This window comes from Aquimarina sp. 433 (assembly GCF_054054605.1).
Genome location: NZ_JBSWZK010000006.1, coordinates 1 through 26,124 on the forward strand (window position 1 = coordinate 1; position 26,124 = coordinate 26,124).

18 protein-coding genes are annotated in these 26,124 nt (G+C 34.3%); 11 read left to right on the forward strand and 7 right to left on the reverse strand.

The window, feature by feature from the left end; all coding sequences use genetic code 11:
• Positions 1–158: 158 nt before the first annotated feature.
• The 5 genes from ACWNT5_RS13315 to ACWNT5_RS13335 form a co-directional block, all read right to left on the reverse strand.
• Positions 159–653, reverse strand: coding sequence for an SMI1/KNR4 family protein (locus ACWNT5_RS13315; RefSeq protein ID WP_299606121.1), 495 nt, complete (start codon positions 651–653; stop codon positions 159–161).
• Between the two features lies 1 nt (position 654).
• Positions 655–1,572, reverse strand: a complete 918-nt coding sequence (locus ACWNT5_RS13320) for a hypothetical protein (RefSeq protein WP_299606119.1) — start codon at positions 1,570–1,572, stop codon at positions 655–657.
• Positions 1,573–1,584: 12 nt separating this feature from the next.
• Positions 1,585–3,462 carry a hypothetical protein gene (locus ACWNT5_RS13325; RefSeq protein ID WP_456517601.1) on the reverse strand — a complete coding sequence of 626 codons (1,878 nt, stop codon included), beginning with the start codon at positions 3,460–3,462 and terminating at the stop codon, positions 1,585–1,587.
• Between the two features lie 137 nt (positions 3,463–3,599).
• Complete coding sequence (locus ACWNT5_RS13330) at positions 3,600–7,028, reverse strand: hypothetical protein (protein WP_456517602.1); 3,429 nt, start codon at positions 7,026–7,028, stop codon at positions 3,600–3,602.
• A 2-nt stretch (positions 7,029–7,030) separates the two neighbouring features.
• Entirely contained in the window at positions 7,031–7,186 is a 156-nt protein-coding gene (locus ACWNT5_RS13335) for a hypothetical protein (RefSeq protein ID WP_299606110.1), read from the reverse strand.
• A gap of 289 nt (positions 7,187–7,475) precedes the next feature.
• Here ACWNT5_RS13335 and ACWNT5_RS13340 point away from each other — a divergent pair, with 289 nt between their 5' ends.
• Both ACWNT5_RS13340 and ACWNT5_RS13345 read left to right on the forward strand, forming a co-directional pair.
• Positions 7,476–8,279, forward strand: coding sequence for a S24 family peptidase (locus ACWNT5_RS13340; protein ID WP_299606108.1), 804 nt, complete (start codon positions 7,476–7,478; stop codon positions 8,277–8,279).
• A gap of 192 nt (positions 8,280–8,471) precedes the next feature.
• Positions 8,472–8,894: a hypothetical protein gene (locus tag ACWNT5_RS13345; RefSeq protein ID WP_299898469.1), complete on the forward strand. Its 423-nt coding sequence runs from the start codon at positions 8,472–8,474 to the stop codon at positions 8,892–8,894.
• Here the strand turns inward: ACWNT5_RS13345 and ACWNT5_RS13350 are convergent.
• Together ACWNT5_RS13350 and alaS are read right to left on the reverse strand one after the other, a co-directional pair.
• Positions 8,891–9,838 (reverse strand): GSCFA domain-containing protein, encoded by a 948-nt coding sequence (locus tag ACWNT5_RS13350; protein WP_456517603.1) that lies wholly within the window; start codon positions 9,836–9,838, stop codon positions 8,891–8,893. The genes ACWNT5_RS13345 and ACWNT5_RS13350 overlap by 4 nt on opposite strands.
• 57 nt (positions 9,839–9,895) lie before the next feature.
• A complete protein-coding gene (alaS, locus tag ACWNT5_RS13355; protein WP_456517604.1) occupies positions 9,896–12,529 on the reverse strand; it encodes an alanine--tRNA ligase in 2,634 nt (877 codons plus the stop codon).
• A 176-nt stretch (positions 12,530–12,705) separates the two neighbouring features.
• Between alaS and ACWNT5_RS13360 the strand changes: the two genes are divergently transcribed.
• From ACWNT5_RS13360 to ACWNT5_RS13400, 9 genes are all read left to right on the forward strand, one after another.
• On the forward strand, positions 12,706–13,683 hold the full coding sequence (locus tag ACWNT5_RS13360) for a M23 family metallopeptidase (RefSeq protein WP_299606096.1): 978 nt from the start codon (positions 12,706–12,708) through the stop codon (positions 13,681–13,683).
• Between the two features lie 5 nt (positions 13,684–13,688).
• On the forward strand, positions 13,689–14,807 hold the full coding sequence (locus ACWNT5_RS13365; RefSeq protein ID WP_299606093.1) for a CapA family protein: 1,119 nt from the start codon (positions 13,689–13,691) through the stop codon (positions 14,805–14,807).
• 2 nt (positions 14,808–14,809) lie between these two features.
• Positions 14,810–15,139 carry a MerR family transcriptional regulator gene (locus ACWNT5_RS13370; protein ID WP_456517605.1) on the forward strand — a complete coding sequence of 110 codons (330 nt, stop codon included), beginning with the start codon at positions 14,810–14,812 and terminating at the stop codon, positions 15,137–15,139.
• Between the two features lie 392 nt (positions 15,140–15,531).
• Positions 15,532–16,617, forward strand: a complete 1,086-nt coding sequence (locus ACWNT5_RS13375; protein WP_299606087.1) for a hypothetical protein — start codon at positions 15,532–15,534, stop codon at positions 16,615–16,617.
• Between the two features lie 109 nt (positions 16,618–16,726).
• Positions 16,727–17,548, forward strand: coding sequence for a hypothetical protein (locus ACWNT5_RS13380; protein ID WP_456517606.1), 822 nt, complete (start codon positions 16,727–16,729; stop codon positions 17,546–17,548).
• 35 nt (positions 17,549–17,583) lie between these two features.
• Positions 17,584–17,913 (forward strand): hypothetical protein, encoded by a 330-nt coding sequence (locus ACWNT5_RS13385; RefSeq protein ID WP_456517607.1) that lies wholly within the window; start codon positions 17,584–17,586, stop codon positions 17,911–17,913.
• A 19-nt stretch (positions 17,914–17,932) separates the two neighbouring features.
• Entirely contained in the window at positions 17,933–21,538 is a 3,606-nt protein-coding gene (locus ACWNT5_RS13390) for an RHS repeat domain-containing protein (RefSeq protein WP_299606083.1), read from the forward strand.
• A 7-nt stretch (positions 21,539–21,545) separates the two neighbouring features.
• Positions 21,546–25,331 (forward strand): DUF6443 domain-containing protein, encoded by a 3,786-nt coding sequence (locus tag ACWNT5_RS13395; protein ID WP_299606080.1) that lies wholly within the window; start codon positions 21,546–21,548, stop codon positions 25,329–25,331.
• A gap of 16 nt (positions 25,332–25,347) precedes the next feature.
• On the forward strand, positions 25,348–25,767 hold the full coding sequence (locus ACWNT5_RS13400; RefSeq protein ID WP_299606078.1) for a hypothetical protein: 420 nt from the start codon (positions 25,348–25,350) through the stop codon (positions 25,765–25,767).
• Positions 25,768–26,124: the final 357 nt, after the last annotated feature.

Genomic DNA, 26,124 nt, shown 5'->3' on the forward strand with positions numbered 1-26,124 from the left:
ACAACAGGGAAACATTGTGACTTTTATGAATATGGATGCTTGAGCTCACGCTCAAGATTACTATTTTTTTTCATGCGAGGCAAGCCTCGGGGTATTAAACCCTCCCAGAATAAAAAAACCGCTCAGATTGAGCGGTTTTGATATTAACAAATCGATTATTAAAGAAGTCCTTGTTCCTTTCTTTTGCGCAAAGAATCATCGATTACTTTAGCTCTTTCAACACAAGTCCTAATATAATTACTGAATTTCCCTTGTGGCCTTGGTTCAATGAGTTTATCCCCTAATTTCACATACCCTGGACGGCAGTTATAAATTATCGGATCTTCAACATTTTCATCTAAATAAATGAAACCAAATTGATTACACGCGTCAACTTGATCCGTAATCCAAATCGGCCTCTCAAAATAAGGAATATTATTTTCCTCAAATCGCTCTTCTGCTTCCTCTATCATCCAATCCCAATCTAATATATCTGCCTCAATATAAGTACGCTCTCCAGCTATAAACAAAAACTCTCTATAGCTACTTGGAAACTGAACTCCATTTAAATACTGAGTTTCCAACTTTTGTATTTGAGCTACACTAAGCCCCTTATTCGTCCAACCAGCTAATGTGGGATGATCCGCAAAACTCTTTAAATATTTAATTTCCATATTATTTAATTCTTAAATAATTTTTTAAATCTCTAGTACCCTTAATAGTATCAACAGATACAACTTTTATTGTCCCTCTATCCTTTATTAACTCTTGCAACATTAACAGCTCTCGTTTACAACTATCACAAGCAATAAAGATATTTTTTGTTGTAATCTCAAAAGTACCTTTTTTAGGCAAATGCTCTTGAATAAAATTATAAATAAAACGAACTTCTGAATCTAACCCTCTTCGCACACCTTCAAAATCTTCTACATTTCTAAGAAATTTGGAATCTGTTACAACGTCTAAAAAGTCTGTATCTATTCTATCAGGTCCTGAATGTGATAACTCCAAAGTTCTTTCAACTAATTTTCCATTATCATCAAAACGTTTGATTTCAAACTCAGCAAAATTTCGTCCTTCTAATCTACTTTTTAGTTTATTCCCTTTTTTACTTCTTCGAAGATATTTATTGAAATATTTAAAATATAAATTAAACAATTCTTTTTCACTTAAGACTTCTCTGCTCACAATATTTGTATCATCCCAAAGAGCATATAATTGTCTCTTACTCAAAGCTAAATACTTTTTCCTTAATTGAAGGTATTCAGAAACAAATTTAGAAGCTTTTCGTAGTTTGATTGTATCATCAAGGTATTTAGTAACACTCTTATTTGCCTTTTTAGCTTCTTTTTCAATTCTACTAAGCTCTTTTCTGATCTGAAATGGTTTATTTTCGATAACCAATTCGTTACCTTTCCAATTAAGAACTTTCTTTTTACCTTTTGTAAGTACACTAAAACATCCCAACACTAAACTCGTATCCTTTTTGTAGACAACCTTTAGGTGTGGATTTTGACGTAAGTTCGATTTAGAATCTCTAACATCTTGTTTTACTTCCCAACAACTGAGAAGTTTTTTAAACCATTTTCTCATTTATTAAAGGGATTATTTACCCAAAGGGCAAAGTGTTAATATTCCGTTATCAAACTTTGTTGGCGTGAATCCCATCTTTTTCAGAAGTCTTTGTTCTTCAAAACTTAATAGTTTTTTATAAGCTTCATCCAAAAATTTCCTCCCCACCTGCAAAACCTCATCCAACCATTTCCCTAAATCATCTAAAAGCTTTGGAAAATCATTCAGTTGTTTTTGTATTTCTCTGATGATGGTTAAAATGCCATCGATTGTAAATTTGATCGTTTTTTTGGTTGCGCGATATACTCCCTTAACTAAGTTCTTGTACGAATCTGCAGCCAGTTTTAGGGCTGTTCCTACGGTTTTTGCACCTCCAGTAAGAATCGCAAACACCACCTCTTCGACAATAAACCCGATTAAATATCCGATTCCATATCCTAATTTATCAGATGAAATAGATGGTGGAGACGTCAGGAATTTCACAAAAAGCCCAATCATAAACTTGAAAAAAGCTTTGATATTTTTTAGCGTAAATAATTTTGCAGTAGTCTCCATAGCATTTTCGAAAAGCTCCACAAATAAGCTAAACATAGATGCTGGAGTTTTGGCAGTTTGCTCTTGTGCTTTATTGATTCCTATAACAATCTTGCAGATCAACCCTATCAGATCAAAAATACCTTTAATGACATCAACCAAACTATTGATCAGTCCTACTAAAAAAGAATTGAGAAAAATAAAATAGCTTTTGGTAAACAACAGTACCCGTGAAGACACTTCTTTTAGAAACGATTTCCCTTCATTAATAAAGTCAAAAAGGACACTTACTTTTTCTTTTACAAAATCACGAATCAACTGAAAAGGGATTTTATCAATTCCTGTTTGCAACTGACTCTCCAAAGCATCCAACTTTTGAGTAAATCCACTTAATAACTGATCATAATCTATATTCTCATTCAGTGTTTCTAATTGTTCTATCAATTCAAAACCTGGAAGTATTGGACTATAAGTTTTATCAGGATTTCCTTCTTGATCATACGCTTTCCAGTATTTACTTCCTATCTTCAGGTTATCTTCGATACCTTTGGAAACAGCATCCATTGCATCTGTTACTTTTTCTAAAGCAAAATTGGCAGGAATGTTTACTACTTCAATCCCTTTTTGAAATACATTTCGAATCAGATAAAAAACACTGTCTTTGTCTTTTACGTGATCTTCTAACACTTCTTTAATTGCAGAAGAATTAACTCCAATTTCAAAGGTTTTGGTTAATTTGGCAATATCATTAAATGGAATTTCAGTGCTTTCAGTAATCTCATCACCAGAATTTACTCGTATCACAGAACCAAAGGTGTTATAAGCATCGTCTTTTTCTACAAACATGACAATCTCATTCGCACCGAATTGATCTATTTTTTGATAAGCACGTTCTAGTTTTGCTCCATCTTTGGTAAAAAATAAAATCACTGATAATTCCGACCCTTGCAATTGCTCACTCAACAGCGTAAGATCTGGTGCGAATTTTTTCTTGTTACCTGTTCCTTTAGCAGTAATAACCACCTCATCTAAAATCACAATTTCAGGATTGAAAACGAAGTAATTTCCTTTAAACTCAAAAATTTCTCTTTGGGCAGAAAACCCAACAATATTTCTCGTTTCTCCTGTTGATTGAAATTGGCCAAACTTTTGCAAATATTCTTTTATAAAAAGATCTGAATATTCGATTCCTGAAGGCGTAATTCTTGCGTAAGAATCGTTGTTCTCATCCAAAGTAACTTGTTTATAAATAAGAACTTCTGAGAACAATGAACTGGACTGGTCTAGTACTTCTATTTGATCATTGAAAACCGTTATATTGGGAAAGGGTTGATATTTTTTATTAAAATTCCTAACCCCATAATCGTATGCATACATAATTAATTTCTTTTGTATTAACACTTATTTTAGGGCATACAGCATCCCTATCCCCAAGAATAGGGACACTTGTATGCGATGAATAGCAAACCATTTTTCAGGTTTTATAACTCATCATTCCTTTATAATTGTTGGGATTATGAAACCGCTGTTTCTCCAATAATATCAGTACCTACTCCTTGTAAAGTCTCATTACCTCCAATAAGATTATCGGTTTGCTGGATAGGATTGCGATCAGAGTCAAACTGTGTCCAATCGGCACAATCATCATCGCATGGTAATCCTTCTACATTGAGACCTATAGATCCTGCTTGAATTACAGTAAGCGAGGTAGGAACTCTTGTTTCCCAAGTTTCTTCAACTACACTTTCTGGGTTACGTAATTCTTCTACGATAGACACAAACTCGGGATCATCAATTGTTGGCACTTGTCCACCATTCCAGATTTGACCTGTTGCTAAATACCAGTTAACCATTTCTTCGAATCCAGGTCTTACTGTTACGATAACTCTGGCCATACCACTTTGCAAGAATGCTTTGAATAGTGGATCGTTATTCTCGATAATGTATCGCTTAGACCAATTATTTTTACTTGCCCAATAAAATGGATAAAATTGATAGCTCATAATATCCCATTCGAAGGCTTGCTCGAAGAACTTTACTTTGGCAGCATACGCATCTAATCGATCACTCGTATGATCTGGACGATATTCATCTAGCTTATTCTGGTTACCAGTGAACATATTGAGTCCCATATTTTCATGACCTAATAAATATGTGATACAATTCTTGCGTAAAACGGTTTTTTCTATTTGGCGATAGAATCCTGGATTGGTCTTGAAGGTTTCTTCTTGTAATTGCTTTTGTTCTGCTAATTTCTCTTCATATTCTGCTAACTTAGCTTCATATGCCTCGATAATTTTACCAAAAGAATCCATTTGCCATTGTTGCTTAGCCTTTTCTGTTAAAACACATTTTGCAACAACATTCACACGAATTCCTCCAACATCAGAACCAATTACAGAAACTCCTAATTCATTTTCTACACCATTTAGATACAAGGTTCTCTCCTGATCCCAATACGCTCTTCCGGAAAGGCTAAAACTTTTATCACCTACAGAAATCGTAGCATAACTTAGCTCTATTCTATTTGGAACAAACACATAACCTCCATTTACATAAGCTCTAGTAGCTTTGTACCCTTCTGGAATTCTTAGACTAAAGTCACTTGCACCAGGATAGTTGTGCGAGCTTAAATAACTGGTTCCAGTTACACTAAATGAATCAGAAACATTCATTTCTTTTGCAATACTATCGACTTCTACATTGTAAATCCCTGCCCAATGCGCTAAAGTACTATCAGTAATCTTCCTAAAATCTTTAAGATTCATTGTTCCTGAAGCTGTTCTAGGATCTAATGGTTTTACCAATACTTCTGCATCGCTATCTCCTTTTAGTTTAACCGCCAGATCGTGAAAAGCAGCAGGTTCAGGCACCATAAACTCATACATTAAACGCTTCCCATAATTAAGGATTCTATTATTGTAAATTTTATCAACCCAACGATATACTCCAGAAATATGCTTATCTCCTTCTCGGTTATCGAAACCATGCGAGCTATTTTCTTCGTATTCCTCAATTACCTTGGTAACTCGCTCTTCTCTCACTTTTTGAACTACGCGATCTAAGGCTCGTTCTGTTACTTCTCTTGCTTGACTTACCGCCTGAATATCAGATTCTTCTTTGCTAGTATTACTTGCAAAACTTGCATTAGCACTAGCATTAAATCCGGCATTAGAATACGAAACTCCTGCTGATGCAGCAAATGATCTATCCTGCGCTAGAACTGAAGCAATCTCTTGATTCATCTCGAAACGACCTGTGGAAGTAGTTTCCGTTAATGTTTCTAATTCTTGTTCTGTAGCAACAGTTACCGTATCTTCTTGCCTTCTTAATCTTCGAGTAGATTTTTCCTTGTACTCACGGGCCATAATGTTCTCGATATGAGAAACTTCTCCTGGCACATAGCAACAAACTTCTTGTTCCACTTTGCGATAATCTGCAATTCCCAAACGCTGAATTCCAAAACCATTTGGTACTTCCTCTTCTGGAGTACCCGTATCTCCTCCAGAGACTAGAATTAATGATCCTGTAGCACATTGAGTGGGTGTAAAATCTGGAATATTGAATTTGTATTTCGCACCATTTGAGAAGGTTATATTCCCTTTGAAATTACTAACAGGTTTATCAATTACGATTCCAGAATATAGGCTTAAAGAAATACTATTATTAAATTTTCTTTGTCTAAAAAATCCATTCGTATTCGATGTCCCATCTACATAGTTCATATGATACAAAGTACTGGTAACATCTAAGGATGTATCAGGAACTTTAATCGTCATGATAATAGAATATCGATTACTTCCCAATTCTGACAAAGAACAGCAACTAAATGTAAATGCTTGTCCAGGATTGATTTCTGACACTGGTAATGTTGCTCCCAAAACACTCACTTGTTTGGTTCCTGATGAGGTGTTTTCAGAAATAACCTCAGCATTTTGTTTGATCTGATCATTGATCACATCTTTCACTTCTTCTAAAGAGTCTATTGCTAAGTCTGAAACTAAAGTATTTATGTAACTTTTAGTTTTATCTCCCAATAATGCTAACACCTTAGGATCTTCCAACTCATTAGTGATAGAAAAATCATATTCTGGAAGGACTAGATTTTCATATTCCTGAACTACAACATTATTTCCCGATCCAGGATCTTCTATAATTTTATCAATAATCGTAGCATCCTTATACGCTTTTGAAACCAACCCATCATAATCTCTTTGGTAAATTTCTCTAGCCTTTTCATTTTCCCTTACATACACTGTTTCTGCACGTTCAACTTCTTTTAAAATCAAACTCAACTCTTCATTTTTCTCGATAGCTGTAGCAATATCCATTTCTTTCTGAAAATCCTTTGCCATCACTACCGGAGTTGGAAGAGGATCAGATCCTTCGTCATCATTATTTTCGAATAAAGATTTGTCAATGATCACCCGTGATTGTGCCATCTTTCTGTAAGCTTCATCGGTTTTTTCTAATCGTACAGATTGTTTGATAAAATAATCCGCTACAATAATAGAAAGTAACAAATCTCTTAGATATGGAGAGCCACTTGTTAGAATACTATTGTGCAAATCATCCCAAAGCGATTTTAAGGCTATAGTTGATAAGGTTTCACCAGCCACATCAGCTACTCTGTCATCTGTTTCTGCGACTGTTAATTTGGTTCTATTTGTAATTAACCATTTTGCAAATTCAGCCAAATCTGGAAATGCTTTTTTAACATCCTCTACAGTTTTAAATTTAGGAACATATATAGAAGCAACTGCAGTTAATTCGTTTCGAGAAACATCCGCACTCTCATCTGTGATCAAAGCGGAAGCCACAGCAACATCTGTTTGAGCCTCTGGATAACTGATAAATCCAATTCTCTTTTCTTCATCTCCAATTAGCTCTGCAGAGCGCATTGTAACAAATCGATACAGTGTATTCTTAATGTTTTGACTCATATTTAGTCTTTTAAAATATTATAAATTGTTTTTTCGGAAATGAAGAGCTGTTCTATCAGCTCTTCAACGATGACTTTCATTTGTTTTTCTGAATTGTTTTGTACATAATTATGAACAAACTGTTTACGCTTTTCTAATAACAGTTTACTTCGTTGCATAGGTCTCTTATTTTAAAATTAGACACAAAAACATCACCCTATTCAAACAAAAGTTTGAACAGTTACCCGTCTAAAGTGATTTTAGCACGACGTCTTATACTATTTCACCTGAAAATGTTGCAATAGAATTAATACAAATGTTTGATTATGAATTCTTTTTCGTATTTTAGCAACTAATTACAGTACAAATATACAACATTTTACAGAAATTTACAACAAAATGCAGAAAAATTCCGTAAAATGTTTAATTTTATTTTCATCATATGTTTTTAACAAAAAGAATGGGAAAATGGTAGAAATTGACACGAAAATAAGGGAGATAATAGATTTTTTTGGATTAAATAATCATTCTTTTGCCAAACGCATAGGAGTCACCAGTACAACAATAGATAGCATTACCACAGGAAGACTGCAATCTGACGGCTCTAGAAAACGAACCAAACCTGGGTACGATTTATTAGAACGTATGATTGAAGAATTTTCTATAGATCCTGAGTATCTTTTTGGTAAAAGCAATCAAATATTAAAACAAAAACAACAAGAAATTTCAACATATGGTGGAATTCCGCAAGTTGTTGCTGTAAATCAAGAAGGAGACGAAAATGTAGTTTACGTACCCATAAAAGCACGTGCTGGTTATTTAGATGGATATGGAGATACTGAATTTATAGAAACACTTCCTTCTTTTAATATGCCTCATCTTACCAATGGAACCTTTAGATGTTTTGAAGTACAAGGAAATTCCATGGTGCGTACTTTTTTTGATGGAGATTTGGTTTTTGGGAAGTATGTGGAAGATTTACAGGATATAAAAGACGGAAGGATCTACGTAATTGTAAGTAAGAATGACGGTATTGTGTTAAAACGAGTAATCAATCGCATTGAAGAAAGAGGTAAGCTTATTCTAAAATCTGACAATAAAAACGGAAACTATCCTACCTACACAATAAATTCTGAGGAAATTATGGAAGCTTGGTATGTTACCATGTTCGCTTCCAAACAAATGCCTGAACCTGTAGATGTTTATGACAGGCTTCATGATTTAGAAACTAAAATTGTTTTATTAGAAGAGGAATTAAGGAGAAGTCATTAGATAAAGATCGGGCGCAACCACCGTAGTCATCACCCGATCTCACGTAAAAAAACCTCACAATAAAGACTTTTATACTTATATCTATCCTTCCTTTTGTCTTTCAATAAATCAAAAGGTTAACATTTTATAGTGTATATTTATGGAATATTTTTTGATGCTATTTTTCTTCAAAACCTACTAACCTTTTGAAATATGAAAAATTTTAATCTTTTATTCTGCGTCGTTTGCTTTGTTTGTATTCAAATACTACCTGCGCAATCGCTACAAAATCCGTCATTGACAAAGAAAAAAAACGTTCAGAAAACTTTAATTATAGATTCTATTCCCGTTTCTGTGTCTAAGAACTATCAATTAACAGGAATCAGTAAGAATAATGTAGACTATAGACTTTTTTTTGGTGCCTCAAGAATTTCTGATTACCCAGTTTTTGGAATCTCAAGATCTCGTCCATTTGTTGCGGTTACGAGCAATGCTTTTACTCATGAATTCTTATTTGACCCATTTACATCTTATTCTGTAGATCGAAGAAATTGGGACAATCCTTACAATACCACTTCTCTTGGTGCAGGAATATTGGCAGGAAGTCTACAATTATTATCTGGTTTCCTAAATTAGAACTTAATAAAAGAATATTGCTGCTGGATTTGTAGTTTTTTTTGTTCTAATTTCTGAAGAAACTGATGATGTTGGTCGCTATCGGGATTAAAAGGTCGATGTGCTATCCCGTTTTGTATTTCATTTACCTTATCCATAGTCAGCAGGGCATTTTCATCAATCCAGGTTTGCTTAAAACGTTCCCAGATATAATCAATAGCTAGTGAACTGGGATGAATCATATCTTCTTTATAAAATCGATAATCCCTAAGTTCATCCATCATAATCTCATAGGAAGGAAAATAAGTACTATTCTGATCAACGCTAATAATCTGATGTATTGCAGCGATAAGATGCGACTTGCTACGATTATTTTCTACAAAACCGTCTTTACTATGTCTAACAGGAGATACTGTAAAAATTATCTGAACATCTGGATTAAAACTTCTGATCAAACCAACACTATTCTGCAAACATTGCACTACTTCGGCAACGGACAATATTTCTTTAGAAAACTCTTTTTGAGGAATTTTATGACAATTTGCTACAATCATGTCTAACGCTTGCAGTCGATATACCCAGGCTGTTCCTAGAGTTATACAAATATGCGTAGCAGACAGCATATCATTATACGTATGATCCAACCCTTGATTTAGTGTATTCAACACTGTTTTTTGATCTGGGTGACTCAATTTAGAATGTGCATCAAAGCAATGCCATCGTTCGTTATGAAAAAATAAATCCGTTTCGGTATACTTTTCCTGCTGAGTAGCCATCCACAAAAATGTCTCAATAGCTTTAGGATGAAAAAGTATACCGAAAGGGTTTACTAAAGACTTATATTTAAAGTACGAGAACTTCTCTCCAATATTTTCAGCAAAACACGATCCTAGTAACACTAGATTAGAATCATAATTGATTTTAGGTTGCTGAGGTTTTAAGGGTATGTTGGTTTGTAAGTTCATATATGTTATATCTCACAGAGACGCAAATAAGGTTTCACTCTACATCTTAACGAGCTATCAGTTTAAATATTCTTTTACTTTTTCTAAAGCTTCTTCGATACCTGCTGGATTTTTACCACCTGCAGTTGCAAAAAACGGTTGACCACCGCCACCACCTTGGATATATTTTCCAAGTTCGCGAACCACCTTACCAGCATTAAGCCCTTTCTCTTCAACCAGGTTTTTAGAGATATAACAAGACAATAATGCTTTACCGTTATTATCTGCTCCAAAAAGCATAAATGCATTTGACACTTCTCCACCTAATTCAAAGGATAGATCTTTAATTCCTGCTGGATCTAGATCTACTTTTTTACTTAAAAACTGAATTCCATTTACTTCTTCAAACTCAGCTTTTAGGTCTCCTTTTAGATTTTTGGCTTTGTCTTTAAGAAGCGCTTCTATTTGTTTTTTAAGACTTGCATTCTCCTCTTGCAAAGCAGTAATTGCTTTTACAGGATCTTTTGCATTTTTCAATACTGCTTTTACTTCCGAAAAAGCTTCCGATTGATTTGTAAAATAATCTTTAGCAGCATCACTCGTGATGGCCTCTATTCTTCGAATTCCTGCAGCAACAGCACTTTCAGAAGTAATTTTAAAATGCCAAATATCACTAGTGTTTTGCACGTGAATTCCTCCACATAATTCCATAGACTCTCCAAAACGAATTGCTCTTACTGAATCCCCATATTTCTCTCCGAATAATGCTATTGCACCTTCTGCAATTGCTTGATCATAAGATATACTTCGTTTTTCTTCTAATGGCAATCCTTCTCTAATTCTAGCATTCACAAAATCTTCTACTTGCTGTAACTCATCTGCAGATACTTTAGAAAAATGAGAGAAATCAAATCTCAAATTCCCACTATGTACCATCGAACCCTTTTGAGCCACATGAGTTCCCAAAACAGTGCGCAATGCCTGATGTAATAAGTGTGTTGCCGTATGATTAGAAGCGGTTCTGGTACGTTGTTTTGTATCCACTACTGCCTTGTAAGTTTCTCCTAAATGCTTCGGCAAACTTTTAGCAAAATGGATAATCAAATTGTTCTCTTTTTTAGTATCAACAATATATACCACATCTCCATTGGCAACTTCTAAATATCCTTTATCACCTACTTGACCTCCACCTTCTGGATAGAACGGAGTTTGATCTAGTACTAATTGATACAGTTCTCCATCTTTCTTACTATTTACTTTACGATAGCGAGATATTTTAGCATCTCCCGTAGTATGATCGTATCCGATAAATTCTTCTTCAGCATCTGGCAATAAAATTTCCCAGTCTCCTGCTTTTACTTCAGAAGCAGCTCTGGAACGGTCTTTTTGTTTTTGTAACTCTACTTCAAAACTCGCTTCATCATATTCGTATCCTTGTTCACTTAAAATAAGTGCCGTTAAATCTTTTGGAAAACCATAGGTATCATACAGCTCAAATGCTTTTTCTCCCGAAACTACTTTTCCTTTGGTATTCTTGATTACATTATCCAACAACACTAATCCTTGGTCCAAGGTTCTTAGAAAAGAATTTTCTTCTTCCTTAATTACATTGACAATTAAGTTTTTCTGAGATTTCAATTCTGGAAAAGCATCACTCATCTGATTGCTAAGCGTATCTACCAATTTATAGATAAAAGGTTCTTTGGTATTCAAAAACGTGAAACCGTATCGGATAGCTCTTCTTAGAATTCTACGAATCACATATCCAGCACCTGTATTACTTGGCAACTGTCCATCTGCAATCGAAAAAGATACTGCCCTAAGGTGATCTGCAATTACCCGTATAGCAACACTTACCTTACCACTCTCCTCAGTTGGGATACTATCTTTATCATACGTACTATTCGTAATCGTTTCTATTTCTCGAATTAACGGAGTAAATACATCTGTATCATAATTAGACTTTACTCCTTGCAATGCCATACACAAACGCTCAAATCCCATTCCTGTATCCACATGCTGTGCTGGTAATTTTTCTAAAGAACCATCAGCTTTACGATTAAACTGCATAAAAACCAGATTCCAAATCTCTACTACTAATGGATCATCCTGATTCACTAAATCACGTCCAGGAATTTTCATCTTCTCTTCTTCAGACCTTAGATCTACGTGAATCTCCGAACACGGTCCACAAGGTCCTTGGTCTCCCATCTCCCAGAAATTATCTTTCTTATTCCCCATAATGATACGATCTTCTGGAACTATTTTTGTCCACAAATCGTATGCTTCTTGATCCATTTCCAGATTTTCATCTTTTGCTCCTTCAAAAACTGACACATACAAGATATCTTTATCGATACCGAAAACATCAGTTAGCAGTTCCCATGCCCATTCGATCGCTTCCTTTTTAAAGTAATCACCGAAACTCCAGTTCCCTAACATTTCAAACATAGTATGGTGATACGTATCCATCCCCACTTCTTCCAAATCGTTATGCTTACCACTTACTCGCAAACATTTTTGGGTATCTGCAATTCTATTATTTTTTGGTATCCCGTTTCCTAAAAAGAACTCTTTAAACTGGTTCATCCCGGCATTGGTAAACATCAGTGTAGGATCGTCTTTGATCACCATGGGTGCAGAAGGCACTATGCTATGTTTTTTGGATTCAAAAAACGCTAAAAATTGGTTTCTGATGTCTTGGGATTTCATTTTTCTTCTATTTTATTTCTTATCAGTTAGTTATCGATAGTTCTAACTTCCCGACACCATCGATAATTGTCAGTTTTTTCTGGACTTTGCGACAATTTATTATATTTGTTGCAGCCTCAAAGTATAAATTAGCCTGTTTTTGGCTAACATCCTGCAAAAATAGTATATTTTAGATTATGTCAAAGGTTAAATATTACTACGATAGCGAGACGCTATCTTATCGTAGAATTGAGCAAAAAAAGGGTCGTAAATTTGGTTTTGCCATCTTGGGGATTCTTGGTGCTTTTTTAGCAGGCTTCATCCTTCTGGTAATCTACCTAAATATTCCTCAATTAGAAACTCCTAAAGAGAAAGCATATAAAAGGGAATTAGACAATATGAAACTGCAATATGAACTTATGAACAAGCAATTGAAAAAAGATCATGCTGTTCTTGCTGAAATTGCAGAAAGAGATGATAATATTTACCGCTTATATTTTGGTGCACCACCAATTCCTGAAGAAGTACGAAATGCTGGATTCGGTGGAGTAAATAGATACAAAGGTTATGAAGGTTACGATAACTCTGAAATGATTATTGAAAGCCAAAAACAAATAGATAAACTTACCAAACAAATCGCTGTTCAATCTATATCTTTAGATGAGATTAAAGAATTAGCAGAACAGAAAGAAGAATTACTTGCTACGATTCCCGCAATTCAACCGATCGAAAATTCTGATCTAAAACGTATGGCCTCTGGTTATGGATGGAGAAGTGACCCTTTTACCAAAGCCCGAAAGTTTCACTATGGAATGGATTTTTCTGCAGCTACAGGAACCCCAATTTATGCTTCTGGAAATGGAACAGTTACTCGTGCAGATGCAAACTCAAGTGGTTACGGAAAACATATAAGAATAGATCACGGGTTTAACTATGTTAGTTTGTATGCTCATTTAAGCAAATACAATGTAAAGAAAGGACAGAAAGTAAAACGTGGAGATATTATTGGATACGTAGGTAGTACCGGTAGATCCGTAGCGCCTCACCTTCATTATGAAATATTTAAAGATGGTGAACGTATTAATCCTCGTAACTTCTATTATGGAAGTTTAACTTCTGAGGAATTTAATGAAATGCTAAAAGCTTCTTCTCTTATTAATGAAACTTTAGACTAGTCTATATGCGCAAAGCACTTCTTTTTGTAATTCTAATTGGTTTTAGCACTACAATACAAGCTCAGAAATTTTCAAAAGAAGCCATTGACTCCATGACCACAATTGTGGAGGATTTTAAACTAGAAATGGAAAAACTGTCTGCTCCCAAAAGCATAAAACTCATGGCTGTTGGAGATATCATGATGGGAACCAATTTTCCTAACGAAAGTTACCTACCTCCAAAAGACAAAGGACCATTCGATGATGTGAACATAGTATTGCAACAAGCAGATATTCTTTTTGGAAATCTAGAAGGCACGCTTACTGACGAAGGTAAAAATGCCAAGCGTTGTTCTGACCCTTCTAAATGTTACTCGTTTCGTTCTCCGGAATTCTTTGGTCAATATTTAGAGGAAAGCGGATTTGATGTGATGAGTGTTGCGAATAACCATATTGGTGATTTTGGAGCTATAGGTATCAAAAACACGGCTAAAACTTTAGAGAAACATAACATTGCCTATGCTGGAATTTTCGCACAGGAATCTACTATTTTCGAAAAAAATGGAATCACGTACGGATTTTGTGCCTTTGCCCCAAACAAAGATTGCGTAAAAATTCATAACTTAACCAAAGCAAAAAGGATTGTAAAGGAACTGAAGGAAAAAGCAGATATTGTAATTGTTTCTTTCCACGGTGGTGCAGAAGGATCGGATCATACGCATGTACCTAGAAAAACAGAACGTTTTTACGGTGAAGATCGCGGTAATGTATACCTGTTTGCACATACATTAATAGATGCAGGAGCAGACGTTATTTTAGGCCATGGACCGCACGTTTCCAGAGCTTTTGAAGTATATAATAACAAATTTATTGCTTATAGTTTAGGAAATTTTTGCACTTATTCTAGATTTAATTTAACTGGAATTAAAGGATATGCACCCATAGCAGAGATCGATATCGATCCGGAAGGTAATTTTATCCAAGGCAAATTACATTCTGCTAAACAGATTGATGAGATCTATCCGTTTATGGATGACAAAAAAAGAGCTCTAAAAGAAATTAAAAAATTGACAGAGGAAGATTTTCCAGAAAGCAATTTGGTATTTAAAGAAGATGGGAGTTTTACCCAACAAAAAGAGAACTAAATATGTACGTAGACTTACCCAAAAAATTATATTATGGTATTGGTGAAGTAGCTGATGCATTTGATGTAAATGCTTCTCTTATCCGTTTTTGGGAAAATGAATTTGATATTTTAAAACCTAAAAAAAATGCCAAAGGAAATCGAAAGTTTACTCCAGAAGACATTAAAAATTTAGAGCTTATCTACCATTTGGTAAAAGAACGAGGTTTTACCTTAGAAGGTGCTAAAACTCACCTTAAAGAACAAAAGCAAGAAGCTTTAGATAGCTTTGATATCATCCGAAAATTAGAATCTATACGTGCTCAATTGTTAAAGATTAAAGAACAGTTGTAATACGTTTTTCTCCCATTTGATAAAGCCTAAATAGTTTTTTCCTTTTTTTTCATCAATAGAAGACAGAAGTCTTATGACCGAATTAGGAAGAGGGAAAACTATAATCTCCTAAAAAATCCAATATCCAACACCCATCCAAAACTTTTTTCTAAAAAAGTGTAATTTCTATAGTAACATTTCTTCTCTTTTCGACACTACCTAATAGTACTCTGAATAAAAAGGAAGAAGTTGTAAGGGAAATCGAAAAAATATTAATACAGAATTTAATCAAATTTTGTTGATAACAATCTGATTTCTTGCTGATCGTATTCATATACAACTATTACTTTTGTCGCCTTTCTTGAATAAAAAGAGTATTAAAAAAATATCATAACATAGTTAATTTTTAAATTATGAGAAACTCATTGTTCTTTTTGTGCATTTTAATATCAAGCATTAATGTTTTTGGGCAAAACACCAACTTCGATAACCTAACTGCCAATTACAGCACAAATAAATCTATAACCTGGTATACATCTAATTATGGTTCTGGTTTTGGCCATAGAATTCTTAATACTGATCCTGGAGGTCAAACTTTACTAAATTTCCAAGGAAGACATAATTCTTCTACATGGTCAGATATAATGACGCTTACCTCTAATGGTAATGTAGGTATTGGAACCAATTCTCCTTCCAGAAAATTAGACGTTAATGGAACTATATCAGGACAGAGTTTTATTAATGTGCAAAAGGGAGGTAGTTACATAATTTCGTTAAATGGAAATGAACATGGCTATATAATAGGAAGGAATTCTAGTTTTCAGAATAAATTTCAAATTGCATCCAATGGTATAACCTATTTTAATGGAGGTAATGTAGGGATTGGGACTACTTCTCCTTCTAGAAAATTAGACGTGAATGGTAGTATCCAATCTAAAGAATTAGTATTAATAGATCCTGATTTAGGATCTAATTCTGATTATACCGCAATTTTTCGAGAAGATGCTGGCGTTGATAATGCTGTGGTAAAATTAAGAATAGGGGATGATTCCCTAGGTAGTTTTAATATAGGTTATAAAAATTGGCAAAATGGAGAATGGATATCTACTTTTTATGTAAACAACTACGGTAACGTTGGTATAGGCACCACCAATACCCAGGGATACAAATTAGCAGTAGCGGGAAAAGTTGTCGCAGAAGAAATAAAAGTGGCTTTACAAAATAGTTGGCCAGACTTTGTATTCGAAGATTCATATGCATTGCCAACTTTACAAGAAGTGGAAAATCATATTGATCAAAAAGGACATCTGATCAACATTCCATCTGCTGCAGAAGTAGCGCAAAACGGGATTCAATTAGGGGAAATGAATGCTAAACTCCTCGAAAAAATCGAAGAATTGACTTTGTATACGATTGCGCAGGAGAAAGAATTAAAGGAACAGAAAGATCGAATCAAAATTTTAGAAGAAAAACTAAACAAAATTCTGGATAGCAAATAATCATAATTTCTATAGTAACATATCCCTTCGTTTTGAAACTATCTTATATAATTCTTTTCTAAATGAGAGAATTTCAAGGAAAATACATCATATAATCAATTTTTAAATTATGAAAAACTCATTGTTATTTTTAATGTGCCTTTTCACATTCGTAATAAATGCTCAAACCCACATAAGTAAAACAGTAACTGTTGACAGTCCAGGTTGGAAAAGAGTTGCTAAACTAGATGGAGGAGCTGGAAGAGGCTATAATAAAATTACTCTTATGACTAAAGGTGGCGCTACTACTCCAAGAGTAGCAACCATTTCTTGGTTTAAGGGATGGAGCAATTATGGAGGATTAAATCTAACTTCTATATCCGATAATGGGCATTGGTATGATGCTCGAATTACCTATGATAGCACGAGCTCTTATTTGGAAGTAAATTTTACTATAAATATTCCTTTACTCGATGTTTATTTGGACAGCTCAGCCTGGACCGGAGGTACACTTTTCGAAGGAACTTTGCCTAATGGCGAAGGGTCTGTTTTACTTACTGCTAAATTTGGACGATTAAATTTTGGAGAAAATGATCTTCTAATGGACTATAAGGGAAATTTAGGCTTAGGAGTTTCTGCTCCAAACGCCCAAGTCGTAGTAGGAAATAATTTTGGTGCTACCATCTCGGGATCAAGTGGAGGGAATGCTGTATTTGGAACCAACTTAGCGATTCAAAATGGTGGTACCGACCATAATAAACTTTTCACTCCATATTCTCACACCAATAGTTATGGTTATGCTGGAGTTAAAGCATCCTGGGGACATCTTTATTTCTACGCAAATAGGGAGAATACCTCAAGCGGTCAAACCATTACTCCTGCTACCCGAATGATTATCAACAACGAGGGTAATGTAGGTATAGGCACCACCAATCCCAAGGATACAAATTAGCAGTAGCGGGAAAAGTTATCGCAGAAGAAATAAAAGTGGCTTTACAAAATAGTTGGCCAGACTATGTATTTGAAGATGCTTATGAATTACCTACTCTAAGACAAGTAGAAAACCATATTGACCAAAAAGGACACCTCATCAACATTCCATCTGCTGCTGAAGTGGAGCAAAATGGTATCCAATTAGGTGAAATGAATGCTAAACTATTAGAGAAAATTGAAGAGCTTACCTTATATACAATTGCGCAGGAGAAGAAACTTGATTACCAAGAAAAGGAAATTAAAAGACTACAAGAAGTAAAAGCTAAAAATAGCGAACTCGAAGCGAGACTTGCAAAGATTGAATCTCTATTAGAAAAGAAATAATTCCTCAAAAAGAAGAAAAATGTTTATACAAAAATATATTACCACTTTTTTAATAATCATAGGAATTTCTTGTTGGGCTCAAGACAACCAAACTAATGCTGGATTCGACTATGTAAGTGAACTCAGTCGTTCAATCCCAACCCCTCTGTCTCCTGAGGCATATGCTTTTATGCAATATGGACAAGTTCCCGTAAACAGTTACACCGGTAATTTAGGATATTCCTTACCATTATTTACACATACTGGAGCAGAGATGTCGCTCCCCATGAGTTTATCTTATGATCAGAATATCAAAGTATCCCAAGTGGCTACAGGAGCTGGTTTAGGATGGAATTTGAATCTAGGTGGTAGAATTTCCAGAGTGGTCAATGGATTACCCGATAACGGTATCAGTGGTCAAACTGTTTTTGATGCAGATACAAGAGCTAGTTTACAAAACTATTATGGTCAAGGCGGTATGTTTGGCAGTGTCTCTTCTGCAAAAGATCATTATGAATGGACAAAGGACATAGAAAAAGGCCGTATTGATGTACATCCTGATTATTTTACTTTGAATGCATTAGGAATTAATGAAGTAATTGCATTTGATATTAGTGGTGGAATGGAAGCCAAAGTTATTTCTAATCCGCGAATACAAGTTGAACTCATTGGAGGATTTCCTTCTTCGTCAAATCAGGATATTCAAGGATGGATTATTACAGGAGAGGATGGCAGTCGTTACCATTTTGAAATGGCTGAACAAACTAGAAAAATTGGAGATGACAGTTCTTTTAATTCTTATAGCCTATTACAGATATATAATTCTTCTTGGGTACTAACAAAAATTGAATCTCCCAATAGAGCAGACATTTATACATTTCAGTATGAACAACAACCTTATAGCAGTGAGATCGTTATAGCACAAGAATATGAAATTGCCTCCACAACTATTAAACCAAATCAGGTTAATCATGGAATCGACAATATCAGTAGTATTACACCTGATATAAGTATTAAACAACTTTTTCTAACCAGTGTTTCTTATAATGGACGACAAATTTATGACATCAATTTAAGTGATCGATATGATTACAGACAGGTAAATCGCACCAACAACACCTATACTTCTGTACAAAATGTTATTGATGCCATCGATATATATCAATACAATCATAAGACAAACATAAATGATCTTGTACAAAGCGTCGACCTGCAGCATAGTTATTTTGGCCCATCTGCGCTAGCTAACAATCCACAAACAGTTTCTAATTGGGATCATTTAAAAATTAAATTAAAACTAGATGTTGTGGCGTTCAAAAACGCCGATGACTTGTTAAATAAAAAGTTTGGTTTTGAGTATTATAGTCCAACAGCTGTTCCTGCAAGAAATTCGAAAGCTCAAGATTATATGGGATATTATAATGGTAAAAACAATACCACATTATTCCCAAAGATTGAGGAAAACAACCTCCAGATAGCTGGAGCAGATCGTAATCCAAACGCTGCTGTATCTAATGTAGGTGTGCTAAAAAAAGTGATATATCCAACAGGAGGATACTCTATATTCAATTTTGAAAATCATCAAATTTCTAAAACTTTAGCTGCAGATCCGATTACTTTAGAAAAGGTTATAGTTTCTGGCGGCACTAGTACTTTTGATTGTAGAGGTCTTTGTAGGGATAAGTATATACAACCTCCTAAAGTGCAATCCAAAATGTTATATATTCCTGAAAGTGGTAAATATGACATTAAATTCACAAATTCTGGAAGTCAGTTATATGATGCCTGGATCATTAAAAGACCAAATAACACCGTAGTATATGATGGTTTCATTGGCTGGGGAGGTGGCTCTTTACCAAATCCTAGTTTTAGTTGGTTTCCCAATACTACGGTAGGAGATTACACTGATAACAATGTATATTTTGCTTCTGGATATTACCAAATTACCATAGCTAACAAGCAAGAAGGAACTTCGGTAGGTATTGAAGTCATTGATAGACGTTCTCAGGAATATGAAGTAGTTACTAGTACCAAGCCTGGGTTACGCCTAAAATCTATAGCAAACTATGACCATAATGACACAAAATTGACTTCAAAAGAATATCAGTATGATACCGGATTGGGCAATGGATTTTCTAGTGGTAGAGAATTGTATAAACCTTCTTTAGTAAGTTATAGCTCCTCCAAAATTTTTAAAGCTAATCAAGGTTTTATAGATACTAAAACAGTAGTTAGAAAAGCAACTGCAGCAGGTTCGCCACAAAACCATATTGTTTACCAAAAAGTATATGAATACAATCGCGTATTAGAAGATCAGTATGACGGAAGTACTCCTCCAATAGGAACACCTCCTGACGAAGGTGATATTTTAATTGAAGAAACTGACCCTGATCAACCAAGATTATTATCCGTTCCTAAAAATGGATATACTATTACTACCTATCATACAGGGCGTCATGGTATCGTTCCGGATCGATTAGGAAACAATTATTTTTCTGATTACAAAATTGGAAAACCTAAAACTATAGATGTATTCGATGCTTATAGAAGGTTAAGATCGTCTAGAGCATTTACCTATGAGGATTATCCGGTTTTTTCTTCTCCTGGTTTAGTATTTCAGTTAAATGAAGAAAACAAATACTTATACAAAGTATATTACAACAATTCTAATGGTCAGGTTTATGAAGGAACATATCCAGGAAACCTATCTTGTTTTGAATGTAGTAATGATGTCGTAATTAACGAAGCTGCTCCACCAGAAATATGTACTTCAAGTAATCATCCTAATAGACCAGCAAACCTTGCGGATTGTAATCTAGATCCAAAATCCGCTACTAAACAGCTCATAGGAAGAACTATTAATGGGCGTGGAGGTTTTTTAGCATCAGAAATAGTATATAACTATTATTCTAACGGATCTATAAAGACTTCTAAAAACTACACTCATGACGCTGATATTGATTATCTACTCAGATCTGTGGAGCTAAACAATGAAGCAACAGAGAATTTGACAATCCATTATTACTATCCAAAAGATTATCAATTAGGCAATCTACCAGACCTTGACATATATAATAACGAGGAAAAGGCTGGATATGATGCTATGGTGGATCAAAATAAAATTTCTATACCGATTCGGATAGAGCGTTTTAAAAACACCCAAAAATTATCTACTGTTATTACTAGTTTTAAAAGTTTTGATGGCCTTGGACCATTACCTTATAACGTATATCAGTCCAAAGCAAATAATCCCTTTATCAATAGGATAAAATATCAAAGCTATAACAACTTGGCTAAACCAACTAAAGTTCTGGTCAATGAAAACTTGCATAAAGAAATCATATATCATCCTAACAACAGATGGATAATTGCTCAAATTGAAAATGCAAATCCTACAATTTCTGATGACCAAGCTGACATCCCTATAGCAAATGATATAGAAAATTTACTGCCAGATCTGTATGCAGATCATCCCAACGCGATGATCACAGGTTATGCTTATAATTCTTTAGGACAATTAATTAAAATGATTGATCCCCGAGGATACAACATGACCTATCATTATGATGAATTTAACCGACTGAAATTTGTAAAAGATAATGACGGTAATCTCGTATCAGAAAACAAGTATAACTACAAAAACTAAGAAACAGATGAAAAAACTATTTCCATACATAACTGTTGCCTTACTTTTTGTAGGCATCTCAGCATATAGTCAGGTTGCAGATACTGTAACCGTACAGGATGAAACCATCAACTCATCCAGTGATCCTGCTTTACTAAATGTAAGGGCTGGACAAACCATTATCATTAAACCAACGACTTGGATACAATCAGGAACCACATTCTCTGCTGTAATCACAGAAGATCCATACCTATTACCTTCTTTAGATACCAATGAAAATTATGTATTTACTCGAGTGTATCAAGAAGAAAAAACAAGCTTTGATGAGGTAAAAAACAATAGCGATGTCATAGAGAGCATTACCTATTTTGATGGACTTGGAAGAGCGAAGCAGCAGATCGGTATCAAAGCTTCTCCTGATAAAAGAGATATTGTAACTCATATTGCATATGATGTATATGGAAGACAAGACAAACAATATTTACCTTTTGAAAAAGTCAGTGCCACCAATGGTGCCTATGATCCAGTAAATATCATTACCGATATCAATGCGTATTATAAAAACAAATACAGTAGTGATTTTGCAGGAATTGATCAGGATGATACAACCAATTTTAATGCCTATTCTGAAAGTATCTTCGAACCTTCTCCACTAAATCGTGTACTAGAACAAGGTGCTCCCGGAAAAGATTGGAAAGCAGATTCCCAAGCAGATACTGATCATACCATTAAGTTTGATTGGAATACTAATCTAGCAGATGAAGTAGCCTATTTTTGGGTGAATTTTCATGAAGGAAACACCGAAGTTCCTATTTTGGTACAGGAAGGGAATTATGACCCAAACGAACTTTTGGTAACTACTACCAAAGATGAAAACTGGCAACCAGAACAAACACACCCTAATGATCATACGACCAGAGAATACAAGGACAAACTGGGCAGAGTGATCCTAAAACGTACTTTTAATGATGGTATAGAACATGATACTTATTATGTATATGATGATTTTGGGAATCTTACCTATGTCATTCCACCAAAAGTGGATATAACAGATGGTGTATCAAACATAGAACTTGCAGAACTCTGTTACCAATACATTTATGATTACAGAAATAGATTGGTAGAAAAAAAGATTCCTGGCAAGGATATAGAATATATCATATACAACAAACTGGATCAACCCGTGATGACACAAGATGGAATACAAAGACCTAATAAAGAATGGTTGTTTACTAAATATGATGCCTTTGGTAGAGTTGCATATACAGGATTACACGAACATTCCTTTGTGACCACTAGAGCTGGACTACAACAAAATGCTTTTAACAATAGTGATTTGGTACAATTTGAAACCAAACAAAACTCAGCATCAAGTATTGCAAACACAACTATTTACTATTCAGATAATGCGTATCCAGACACCAAATTGATCTATACCATTAACTATTATGATAACTATACCTTTGATCACTCTGTTGCGAATCCAGGAACGGTATTCGGTCAAACAGTAACTTCTGATGTAAAAGGATTGCCTACAGGAACCAAAGTACGTGTATTAGGTACAGATGATTGGATAACTACGGTAACCTATTATGATGCAAAAGGAAGACCGATTTATGTGCATAGTACTAATGAGTATTTGAATACCGTAGATATTATAGAATCCCGATTAGATTTTGCTGGGAAGGTATTAGAAACTAAAACTACCCATACCAAAGCAAGCAACACTCCTATTGTGACTGTAGATACTTTTACCTACGATCATATGGGAAGATTGTTAGATCAAAAACAAACCATTAACAATCAAGCTCAAGAACATATGGTAGCCAATACCTATGATGCACTTGGACAATTGGAATCCAAAGAAGTTGGTGGTGGATTACAAAAAGTAGATTATACCTATAATGTGCGTGGATGGTTAAAAAACATTAATGAGGGAACCACCAATAATGGAGATCTCTTTGGATTTGCAATTAACTATAGTACTACTACAGAAAATCTAGGTGCTACCCCACTCTATAATGGAAATATTAGTGAAACCAGTTGGAAAACGGTGAATGATAATATAAAAAGAGCCTATGGATACCAATATGATGCACTAAATCGTATTACTGCTGGATTAGATAACACCACAGATAGGCGATATAGTCTAAGTAGTATTGCCTATGACAAAAATGGTAATATCACTGCTTTAAACAGAAATGGGCACTTAACTGAAAATGCCAATAGTTTTGGGGTAATGGATCAGTTAACTTACAATTACAATGAAAATGAAATTGGAAATCAATTAACTAGTGTAACAGATAACAGTGGCATTACCACTGGATTTAATGATAAAAATACTTCTGGAAATGATTATCTTTATGATGAGAATGGAAATATGACAAAAGATAATAATAAAGAAATTTCTAATATTACGTATAATCATTTAAACTTGCCCACTAGTATAGGTTTTACCGATAATTCTGGATTATTTCCTGTTTTAATTGGTTCTATTTCGTATACCTACGATGCTTTAGGTACTAAATTAAGTAAAAGAGTGACTTATAATAATGGCGCATCCAATATCACCTCCTATGCGGGTAATTATATCTATGAAAAAAGTAGTATTTCTACTTGTAGTGGTTGCCCACAACCAGAAGAAGAGCTTAAATTCTTTAATCATACGGAAGGATATATAGAACCAAACGGAAATGGTGAATACGATTATGTATACCAGTATAAGGATCATTTAGGAAATATACGATTATCCTATTCCGATAAAAACAAAGATGGAAATATTAATGTAATCCTAGGATCAGCTGAAAACGAAATCTTAGAAGAGAATAACTACTATCCCTTTGGGTTAACACATAAGGGGTATAATAGTACGATTACTGGACGTGAACATCCTTATAGCTATAATGGAAAGGAAGAACAAGATGAACTTGGTTTAGCTTGGTTAGATTTTGGAGCTAGGAATTTCGACCCTGCATTAGGTAGATTTATGAATATGGATAGGTATTCGGAAACTTTTATGCCTATTTCTCCATATCAATACGGAGCAAATAATCCTATTCTATATCTAGATTATAATGGAGATTATATAACCATTGGAATTGAAGATAATGACGGTAATAAATATTCTGTTTTATATGAAAATGGAAAAACCTATCATTACTCCAAGGATTCAGATGGAAATATTACCAAAGGGGAAGAATATGATGGAAAAGATAATGGGTTTTTAAAACAAGCGATAGCTGATTTAGATAAAATAGGAGATACTAAGCAAGGAAGTAGAATAATTGGAAAATTACAAGAGTCTTCAGCTGGTTATAGTATTTCTAATTCAGGTAATGCATTAGATAATTCGTTTGACCCAAATACCAATAGTATAAGCTATTCTCAAGATGATGCGGGTCGTCATGATGGCGTTAGGTTCAACAAGAGTCATATTAAATTAGGACATGAGTTAGCCCATGCATATGATTCAGATAGAGGTTTCGATATGGGGAGCATTGCGTTAGGAGGCTTGCCGGCAAGTGAAATAAATGCTGTTAAATTTGAAAATTATTTAAGAGCTCAAGATGGAGAAACAGATATGAGATTAAACTATAGATTTGGTGGAGTTAATTATGGTCTTAGCAATGCATTAGGAGGAAAATCCGCAAGTTATTTTAATTCTTACATAGCTCCATTGGGGAGAAATGAAGTATACAAGCGCATAACTCCTGTTCCTGAATTTAATCCAAGCATCGATAATACTTATGTCAGAAAACCTTCAATAAGAAGAGTATATGATACCAAAAAACAAAAATTTGTCTCTTTTGATTAATTAAATATTTATGAAAATGAAGTTCTTGATTCTAATTGTCTTTTTAAATGGTTGTGCTAGTATTGGAACATACAAAACAACGTCCTATGAAGAAGACGATTATACAAAAGTGTCAATAGATAAAATTCTGGAAAACCCTAATTTATATCATGAAAAAAAAATTGAATTAAACGGTTATTTTTTTTATGGTTTAGAAGAAGCTGCAATTACAAATGATAAAAGTTCAAGTGTGAAACAAAGAATTTGGATTGATTTTGATTATAAAAAGAATTTATTGGACAATAATAATAATGAACTTTTTGCAAAAAATAAGCTCTTAGATTGTTCTAACAAGAAAATTAAAATAAAAGGAGTTTTTTCTAAAGAGAACAAAGGACATTTAGGAATTTATATCGGTGCATTAACCAATATCACGTATTTTGGGGATGAAAAATAAGTTTTATTTATTTTTTTAATTAAGATTTTAGTAACTTAAATTAGGAACCACTCTTCGGAGTGGTTTTTGTTTTATTTGGCAGTTTTAATTAATAATAATGATGTATTTGTCAATCAAAGTAAATGGTGAACAATTCAAAAAAAGTTATCTAGTATATGTGGTTGAGGTGATTCCCCAATCTAGCGCGAGCAAAAAAAAGTAACAGCTAGCGCGATGCCTCCAGGCTCGTGCCGATAAAGATTGGCAGGTAGGAATAATAAAAGATAAAGACCAGCTGCGCAAAGTCTCCTGACTTAGCGTAACGATCAAAGAAGGATTATAAATATTAAGAACCAGTTACAATGATGTTGTAGCTGG

Bases quoted from the DNA above. Each gene is read 5' to 3' on its own strand.
- ACWNT5_RS13315 (WP_299606121.1), bottom strand. From the start codon at position 653: ATGGAAATTAAATATTTAAAGAGTTTTGCGGATCATCCCACATTAGCT.
- ACWNT5_RS13320 (WP_299606119.1), bottom strand. From the start codon at position 1,572: ATGAGAAAATGGTTTAAAAAACTTCTCAGTTGTTGGGAAGTAAAACAA.
- ACWNT5_RS13325 (WP_456517601.1), bottom strand. From the start codon at position 3,462: ATGTATGCATACGATTATGGGGTTAGGAATTTTAATAAAAAATATCAA.
- ACWNT5_RS13330 (WP_456517602.1), bottom strand. From the start codon at position 7,028: ATGAGTCAAAACATTAAGAATACACTGTATCGATTTGTTACAATGCGC.
- ACWNT5_RS13335 (WP_299606110.1), bottom strand. From the start codon at position 7,186: ATGCAACGAAGTAAACTGTTATTAGAAAAGCGTAAACAGTTTGTTCAT.
- ACWNT5_RS13340 (WP_299606108.1), top strand. From the start codon at position 7,476: ATGGTAGAAATTGACACGAAAATAAGGGAGATAATAGATTTTTTTGGA.
- ACWNT5_RS13345 (WP_299898469.1), top strand. From the start codon at position 8,472: ATGAAAAATTTTAATCTTTTATTCTGCGTCGTTTGCTTTGTTTGTATT.
- ACWNT5_RS13350 (WP_456517603.1), bottom strand. From the start codon at position 9,838: ATGAACTTACAAACCAACATACCCTTAAAACCTCAGCAACCTAAAATC.
- alaS (WP_456517604.1), bottom strand. From the start codon at position 12,529: ATGAAATCCCAAGACATCAGAAACCAATTTTTAGCGTTTTTTGAATCC.
- ACWNT5_RS13360 (WP_299606096.1), top strand. From the start codon at position 12,706: ATGTCAAAGGTTAAATATTACTACGATAGCGAGACGCTATCTTATCGT.
- ACWNT5_RS13365 (WP_299606093.1), top strand. From the start codon at position 13,689: ATGCGCAAAGCACTTCTTTTTGTAATTCTAATTGGTTTTAGCACTACA.
- ACWNT5_RS13370 (WP_456517605.1), top strand. From the start codon at position 14,810: ATGTACGTAGACTTACCCAAAAAATTATATTATGGTATTGGTGAAGTA.
- ACWNT5_RS13375 (WP_299606087.1), top strand. From the start codon at position 15,532: ATGAGAAACTCATTGTTCTTTTTGTGCATTTTAATATCAAGCATTAAT.
- ACWNT5_RS13380 (WP_456517606.1), top strand. From the start codon at position 16,727: ATGAAAAACTCATTGTTATTTTTAATGTGCCTTTTCACATTCGTAATA.
- ACWNT5_RS13390 (WP_299606083.1), top strand. From the start codon at position 17,933: ATGTTTATACAAAAATATATTACCACTTTTTTAATAATCATAGGAATT.
- ACWNT5_RS13395 (WP_299606080.1), top strand. From the start codon at position 21,546: ATGAAAAAACTATTTCCATACATAACTGTTGCCTTACTTTTTGTAGGC.
- ACWNT5_RS13400 (WP_299606078.1), top strand. From the start codon at position 25,348: ATGAAGTTCTTGATTCTAATTGTCTTTTTAAATGGTTGTGCTAGTATT.